Annotated in this window: 6 protein-coding genes; all 6 read right to left on the reverse strand. The window is 37.0% G+C overall.

Translation table 11 applies throughout. The annotated features are described in order from the left end of the window. Complete coding sequence (locus tag V7266_RS08720; protein ID WP_335467498.1) at positions 1-2,232, reverse strand: helix-turn-helix domain-containing protein; 2,232 nt, start codon at positions 2,230-2,232, stop codon at positions 1-3. Positions 2,233-2,363: 131 nt separating this feature from the next. Beyond that, complete coding sequence (locus V7266_RS08725; protein WP_335467499.1) at positions 2,364-3,092, reverse strand: ABC transporter ATP-binding protein; 729 nt, start codon at positions 3,090-3,092, stop codon at positions 2,364-2,366. Continuing rightward, positions 3,092-3,859, reverse strand: a complete 768-nt coding sequence (locus V7266_RS08730; protein WP_335467500.1) for an ABC transporter ATP-binding protein — start codon at positions 3,857-3,859, stop codon at positions 3,092-3,094. Before V7266_RS08730 ends, V7266_RS08725 begins: the two co-directional genes overlap by 1 nt. Before the next feature lies 1 nt (position 3,860). Next, positions 3,861-4,898 carry a branched-chain amino acid ABC transporter permease gene (locus tag V7266_RS08735; protein WP_335467501.1) on the reverse strand — a complete coding sequence of 346 codons (1,038 nt, stop codon included), beginning with the start codon at positions 4,896-4,898 and terminating at the stop codon, positions 3,861-3,863. A 15-nt stretch (positions 4,899-4,913) separates the two neighbouring features. Continuing rightward, a complete protein-coding gene (locus V7266_RS08740) occupies positions 4,914-5,786 on the reverse strand; it encodes a branched-chain amino acid ABC transporter permease (RefSeq protein WP_335467502.1) in 873 nt (290 codons plus the stop codon). Positions 5,787-5,887: 101 nt separating this feature from the next. Further along, entirely contained in the window at positions 5,888-7,051 is a 1,164-nt protein-coding gene (locus tag V7266_RS08745) for an ABC transporter substrate-binding protein (protein WP_438825767.1), read from the reverse strand. Between the last annotated feature and the right edge of the window lie 317 nt (positions 7,052-7,368).

Genomic DNA, 7,368 nt, shown 5'->3' on the forward strand with positions numbered 1-7,368 from the left:
TTACATTAATAGTGCAGCCTTTTCTATTTTTCCCCCGTACATATCATTTAGTTTTAGAGCCATCATTAAATTAAATCTCACTTCTGCATCGCTTAATTGAACATCTAAAAGGGATTCAATTCTTTCGAGACGATAGAGTAACGAACTGCGGTGAATAAAAAGGTCCTCTGCTGTATTCTTCACATTTCCGTTATTTTGGAGAAATGTATGAAGCGTGTTGCATAAATCAGTATTCTTTCCTTCTGAATAAGTAAGTAACGGCCCCAGCTGTTTCATAACAAATAGGTCCACTGTCTTAGAATCATTTAAATGGTGAAGAATGGCATATGATCCGAGCTCGTCAAACAGTGAAAATCCTAAATGCTGTAAACGGCTGTTGACTATATTTAATGCCTGGATACCTTGCTGATAACTCAAAAAATAATCAGAAAGGTTTGAAGTTTTTCCCCCAATCCCCATCCCGATTTTACAGCTAATGGAGGTTTCGTTGGCCCATTTTTTCAATTTATCGTAAAGGTTAAACCAAAATTTTTTCGAGATAGTAGTCTTATCTGTAATGGGAACGATTAAAATATTTTTCTCATCATGGTAGGCACATAAAATCTTTTGGTCGATCTTTAAAAGATTTGATTTGATATTATCCCAGATAAGATTTTTTTTTGCATTTTGCTCCAAAAGATTGCTTCCCTTCAGTTCTCTATCTTCTAATGAAATAGACATCACAGCAATCTGATGGCTTTGAAAAGGGTCCCACTGAAAAAGATTAGCATACTGGAGAATAGCCTCTTTATCTTCAATTCTCTCTACCAACAATTTAGCGATAAAACTATCTTTCGCTTGTTCTTTTGCATCTAGAACCAGCTTTTGTTTAATAAATTGGATCGAACAAATATTTCGAGCAAGTTCAATGGTTAGGTGGTCGATTTCATCTATATATCCACTTGGTCTTCGTAGAGCCAAAAACCCAAGCAGACTTCCACCTCCATTAATCATCCAAAAGGAGTATACATCGGAGGTTTCGTTAGGAACTACTATCGAAAAATAATCGACCCCTTTTGAATAACTCTTTTCTCTAATAGCCATTTCATGAAACGCTTCAGGCAACTGTGTCCTATCTTCAGAATCATACATATCAACTGATATCGGCTGCATAAAACGATCAAATAAAATGACTGGGCTTTGAAAAAGGCTTGATAGTTTATAGGTTATACCATCAAAATTCTCTACATCGACTGTTTCTTTTACTAGGGCTTGTTGATAATCCAATAGGTACTGAAGGCGGTTTTTCTGCTCTTTCTCATTATTAAATAGGCGGGCATTCTCAATAATAGCAGCTACATGATTGGATAATAACTCAAGCATCCTTTGGTCATTTTCAGTAAAAACAACCTCTCTTTGGTTTTCAATGTGCAGGACACCAATTGTCTTTAAGTCAATGGTCAATGGAACAGTCAATTGCGAACCGCCTGGTTTCTCTAAACAGGGAAAATATTTGTTTAACAAATAATTCTCTTCAATCATAATTTTAATAGGGCCCAAAAACTCACCATACGAAGGCGGTTGGTAAACAAAACAGTTTTTCTTTTCATCAAATAAATAAATACAGGCAAAATCAGCATTGGTTCCTTTACCAGCCCTTAAGGTCAACTCGGCCATTTGCTGTTCGATCGGTGCATTAAGGGATAAATTCTTGCTGAGCCATTCGATGCCCTCCATCTTGTTCAATTGTGATTTTTTCTCACGGGCCATCGCCATTGCAACAGCAATATCCTTACCGAATTCTTCAAAATGGGTCTCCATATCAAGAAGTGGCACATAGTTTAAAAAACCAACAATACAAAAACCTAAATTGAAATCGTTATCATTTAATGGAACGGTGAACCAAGTTTTAACCTTAGCTTCTTTAAGTATATTAGACATTTGACATGTTTCAGGAGAATCCGCTCTTTCGTATGTTAAACTCTGTTGGAGAAGTTTTGGGGAACAAGTATTTATTTCTAATGGGAAAGCTTCAGTCACTGCAGATTGATTGCCGCTCCAAGCTTTGATGACATAGCGGCTTCCCTCATTTTGAATGACACCTACAAAATCACAATATAATTCAGAGCGGAATGCTGCTGTTAAATATTGAAGAACCTCTTCTTCGGTATCAAACTTAATGAGTTGTCTTGCTGTTGAACGTAAATGATTCTCCAATTTTTTCATTAAGCGATCTTTGTTCATGTAAGGCATAATCCAATCCCCTCATCCCAATTTCTTCTTACTTCTATTTTAATATAATCATTAATTTTTGAAAAATATTAATATTCATAATAATTAACAAAACATTAAATCCCAAAGAGCTACTCCTCGGGATTTGAATTTCAGGCACTATTCGCTTTGATCCCAAGATAAGCAGACATCACCTGGGGATTAGAACTAATTTCCTCTCGTGAACCAGAAAGAATAATTCTCCCTTGGTCTAACACAAAGGCTCTGTCAGTCACTTGTAGTGCTGCCTTCACATTTTGTTCCACTAAAATAACCATTGTTCCTAACTCTTTTTTAATGACCATTAACGTCTCTAATATTTCATTCACTATTTTTGGTGCAAGCCCCATAGATGGTTCATCTAGTAAAATAATTTTTGGGTTAGACATTAATCCTCTGCCAATGGCCAGCATTTGCTGCTCGCCGCCGCTTAAATTTCCTCCAAGATTATCCAGATGTTTTTTTAGGCCCGGAAACATATCGAGGACTCTAGTTAAATTCTCATTTGCATGTTTTTTCTCTTTATAATACTTTGAGAACATACCTAGCATTAAATTTTCTTTTACGGAAAGACTTGAAAAAATTTGCCTTCCCTCAGGAACAAGGCTTAGACCTTTTGCTACCACTTTAAAAGCCGGTAAACCGCTAATCATTTCATTTTCCAGTATCACCGTACCAGCGGTCGGACGATAAAGCCCGGCCAACGTATTTAAGAGTGTACTTTTCCCCGCTCCATTGGCACCTATAATCGAAACAATCTCTCCCTTATTTACCTCAATATCGATATCATGAAGAATTTGAATTTTACCAATATGGGTGCAAAGACCTTTGACTTCTAACATTAAACGGCCTCCTCACCTAAATAAGCAGCAATTACTATCTCATTCTTCTGAATCTCTTCCGGTGTTCCTTCTGCAATCTTTTTCCCAAAGTCCAGAACAACAATCCGGTCCGCCAGCTCCATTACGGTAGCCATCTTATGTTCAACAAATAAGAAGGAGTGACCCTTTGATTTTAAGCCTTGTATATAACCAGCCATTCTGTTTGTTTCGGAATCGTTTAATCCTGCCATTGGTTCGTCTAACATAATTAATTCGGGGTCATAAACAATAGCCCTGGCAAATTCCAACTGTTTTTGCAATCCATATGATAATTGACCGGCCTTTTCATACATTAAATCATCTAATTCTACTAATTTTATAACGTCTACAGCCAAATCATAGGCTATTTTTTCATCTTTTGTAATTCGAGGCATTCGGAACGCTGCATTTAGAACATTGGTTTTTAATTTAACATGCGCCCCCATCATGACGTTTTCGAGAACTGTCATATTGTCAAATATCTGCAGATTCTGGAATGTTCGTGACATGCCTAATTGGGCTAACTGTGGAATCTTCTTACCTGTTAACTTGTTACCTTTAAAAAATACCTCTCCAGTAGTCGGTGGCAGAAAACAGGAAATCATATTAAATAGTGTGGTTTTACCCGCTCCGTTTGGTCCGATTACCGCTACAATTTCTCCTTTTCCAACCTCAAAACTGACATCTGAAACTGCTGTAACACCACCAAATTGTTTGGTTAACCCCTGTACCATTAATAAATTTGCCATGTCATACTCCTTTTTCAGTAATTATCTCTTTGTGTTCCTTTGCAGCTATTTGCTTTTTACTTTCAAATCTTTTAAAGAACTGCGAGAAAACTGGCATTAGTCCTTTTGGTACATACATCATTATTAAGATTATTATTAATCCGTAAACAACAATTTCTACTTCTCCGCTAATCCCAAAATAAGTGTGACCAACATAGCGGATCATTTCATTTAAAAACATAATAATTGTAGTCCCCAGGATAGCTCCCCAAATAGAGCTCGCGCCTCCAACCATTACCATGATTAAAAATAAAATAGATTTGGTGATATAAAATGTAGGCGGAGCAACAAAGGTAATATAATGGGCATAAATACTTCCGGCGAGTGACGCAAAGGCTGCACTTAATGCAAAAATAGCTACTTTGTATTTAGCAACTTGAACTCCGAGGGTCTCGGTTGCAATTTCGCTATCATGAATACTCCTTAATACTCTGCCTACATGCGAACGAACAATATTTAATGATAATAATAGAATGACGAAAGCGGATGCCCAAACAAAGTAGTAGAAATAGACTTTGTCTATTAAAGGAATGCCAAATAATGATAAAGTTGGAATGCCAACTAAACCTGCTGCTCCACCTGTAAACTGATCGAGACCCAAAATCAAAATATAGAATATAATATTAATTCCAAGAGTGGCGAGAGCAAGAAAATGTCCTTTCAGCTTTAAAATAGGAATGCCAATAACGTAAGCAATGAAAAAGGTGGCACCCATCCCAATGACAATAGCAAGCCAAGGGGAAATTTGATAATGAGTTGTAAGCACTCCTGAAGTATAGGCGCCGATCCCGAAGAAGGCCGCATGGCCAAGGGAAATTTGTCCTGCATAACCAATCAATAGACATAAGCCAAATGAAACGATCGAATAAATGCCTATTATTATTAAAATTGTAAATATATAAGGCGAGTTCACTACTAATGGCAAAACCAAAACTAGCGCAATTATAAAAATCAACGGTTTCAAGCGGCTGCCATACAAGGCGTTTTCCAATTTCGACATCTATATACCTCCCTACTAAACTCTTTCGCCAGAAGCTCTGGCAAAAATCCCATTTGGTTTAAAAAACAAAACGAGGATTAAAACGGTAAACGTAATCGCATCGCTATAAAAGGTGGATACAAATGCACCGGAAAAAGTTTCTAATAATCCAACGATTAATGCTCCCGCTACAGCACCTGGAATACTATGCATTCCACCGATTACCATCCCGACAAAACCTTTTACGCCTATAAGAAAGCCCATTTCATAAGTGGCATCGGTAATTGGTGCAATCATAATTCCAGCAATTGCCCCTAAAGCTGCTGCAAGAGTAAAAGCAAGGGCAGACATCGTACTCGTATTAATTCCCATGAGTTTTGCAGCCCGAGGGTTTTTTTCACTCGCTCGTAAGGCGGATCCGATATAAGTCTTTTCAAAAAACACATATAAAGCCGCTAATAGAATAAACAAAACAATAAAGATGAAGATACTTTGAGGATTAATGACAGCCCCCATAAATTGAATGGGCTTGGCCTGAAAAATCGGAGCGAGCTGTTTAGGATTAGAGCCCCAAACGATTAGACCCACTCCTTTTAAAAAGGTGGATAATCCAATCGTAATAATAATTAAAATGATAACGGACTTATTTCGCGCATGGAGAATGGCCGTTCTTTCGACAATAAGTCCGATTACAGCCGTTATAAGAATGGCTGCTAGTATCGAAGCAAACATAGGTAAACCTGTATTAACCAAAGTAATACAAGTCAAAGCCCCGATCATGGCAAACTCACCTTGGGCAAAATTTAAGATTCCAGTAATGTTATAGATGGTGACAAATCCTATCGCCAGCAAAGCATATATACTTCCTACGGTTAAACCCGTTACAATATATTGCATGAGTAAATCCATCGCCGAACTCCTTCCATAATATCAATGGCAGAAACCTAAGATTCTGCCATTGATTTTTACTATTGGTAAGATTATCAATTTGTCATGAATTTAGCATGTTCTTACTCTTCATACTTCCATTGATTGTTCTCAATTCCGAGAACTGCAAACCCATCTTCATACGGACCTACATAATCAGATTGTAATTCAAATGTACCGGTTAACCCTTCATATTTTCCTGCTTTCTTTTTCAAGTAGGTTTGAATATCCTTAGAGGTGGTATTTCCGGCTTTAATTGCTTCAATTATTAGGTTGAACCCGTCGGCAGCATGGGCAGTAAAGTTATCAGGGTCACTCTTAAACATAGCTCGATAGTCTTCTCGGAATTTCTCTAAACGCTCTTTCTGCGCTCCATCAGGTAATTGGTCGACTACACTTAATTTACTTCCAATAACATANNGATTTTCATTATTATCTTTCACTTGGTCCAAGAAGCCTTGATTCGCAGAAGCAGATGATTGAATCATTGGAATATCAAAACCTAGTGCTTTAAAGTTGCGGGCAACAATTCCAGCCCCCGGTGTTCTTGACCAAACAATCACTGCCTGTGGATTTTTCTTACGAATATTAGTTAATTGAACAGTCATATCTGTAGCTGTAGCATCGAATTCCTCATGTGCTACGATGTCAATGTTGTTTTCTTTTGCTACCTTTTCGAATGACGGAAGGCCGTCGACACCAAATCCATCGCGGGCATTAATCCATGCTATTTTCGAAATGTTATGTTTCTTTAAGAATTTTAAAATTAAATTTGCATTAGTTAAATTGCTTGGAGCCATTTGGAAGATTCCCTTAGCGTCAGGCTTTACTGGTGCCACCGTCATTAATGGTAATCCAGCAGCCGTAATCTTAGGTAAAATGGCCATGGATGTACTAGCTTGAGTTGCCCCCACTACAGCGACTACGCCATCTGATATCAGCTTATCTGCTGCGACCACTGCTTTCGTATCGTCTGTTTCATAATCTTGCATGACAATTTCGATTTTCTTTCCTTTAATTTTACCTTGATCATCTAATTGTTTTTGAAGCAGCTTTACTAGATTTACTTGTGTTTTTCCTAATGTTGATGCCGGTCCAGTTTCAGCAAAAATAGCACCTATTTTAATGACATTCCCATTGTTCGCTTTGTTTCCTCCTGTACTTTCTGCATTACAGGCTGATAATGCCAATAATAGAACTACAATTAAGGCTATTGCACTATATTTCTTTAGAAACTTATTCATCATAATGCCCCCTTTTTTAATAGAAACTGAAAATCTATTAGACTGGACTATTTATGTAAAATCCTTGAAGCATTCAAATCATTCTCCATTATCCACCCCCTTCTTGTAATCGCTTCCATTAATTACCTAAAGAAATAGTTTCTTTACTAAAAAACACAATTAAAATTTTTGTGAATGTTCTGAATTTTGTACCTTCATTATAGTGGATAGAAAATGGAAAGAATACCTACATCGTACACTAAAAGGTCTATTGAATTTCCTCAAATTTGATGATTTAGTAGATTTACATTTTCACAAAATATATTGAAACTTTTTTAAAT

This window comes from Neobacillus drentensis, assembly GCF_036965645.1.
GTDB classification, from domain to species: Bacteria; Bacillota; Bacilli; order Bacillales; family Cytobacillaceae; genus Neobacillus; species Neobacillus drentensis_D.

What these genes read in the sequence shown, in the direction of transcription:
- V7266_RS08720 (WP_335467498.1), bottom strand. Translation starts at nt 2,232, where the DNA reads ATGCCTTACATGAACAAAGATCGCTTAATGAAAAAATTGGAGAATCAT.
- V7266_RS08725 (WP_335467499.1), bottom strand. Translation starts at nt 3,092, where the DNA reads ATGTTAGAAGTCAAAGGTCTTTGCACCCATATTGGTAAAATTCAAATT.
- V7266_RS08730 (WP_335467500.1), bottom strand. Translation starts at nt 3,859, where the DNA reads ATGGCAAATTTATTAATGGTACAGGGGTTAACCAAACAATTTGGTGGT.
- V7266_RS08735 (WP_335467501.1), bottom strand. Translation starts at nt 4,898, where the DNA reads ATGTCGAAATTGGAAAACGCCTTGTATGGCAGCCGCTTGAAACCGTTG.
- V7266_RS08740 (WP_335467502.1), bottom strand. Translation starts at nt 5,786, where the DNA reads ATGGATTTACTCATGCAATATATTGTAACGGGTTTAACCGTAGGAAGT.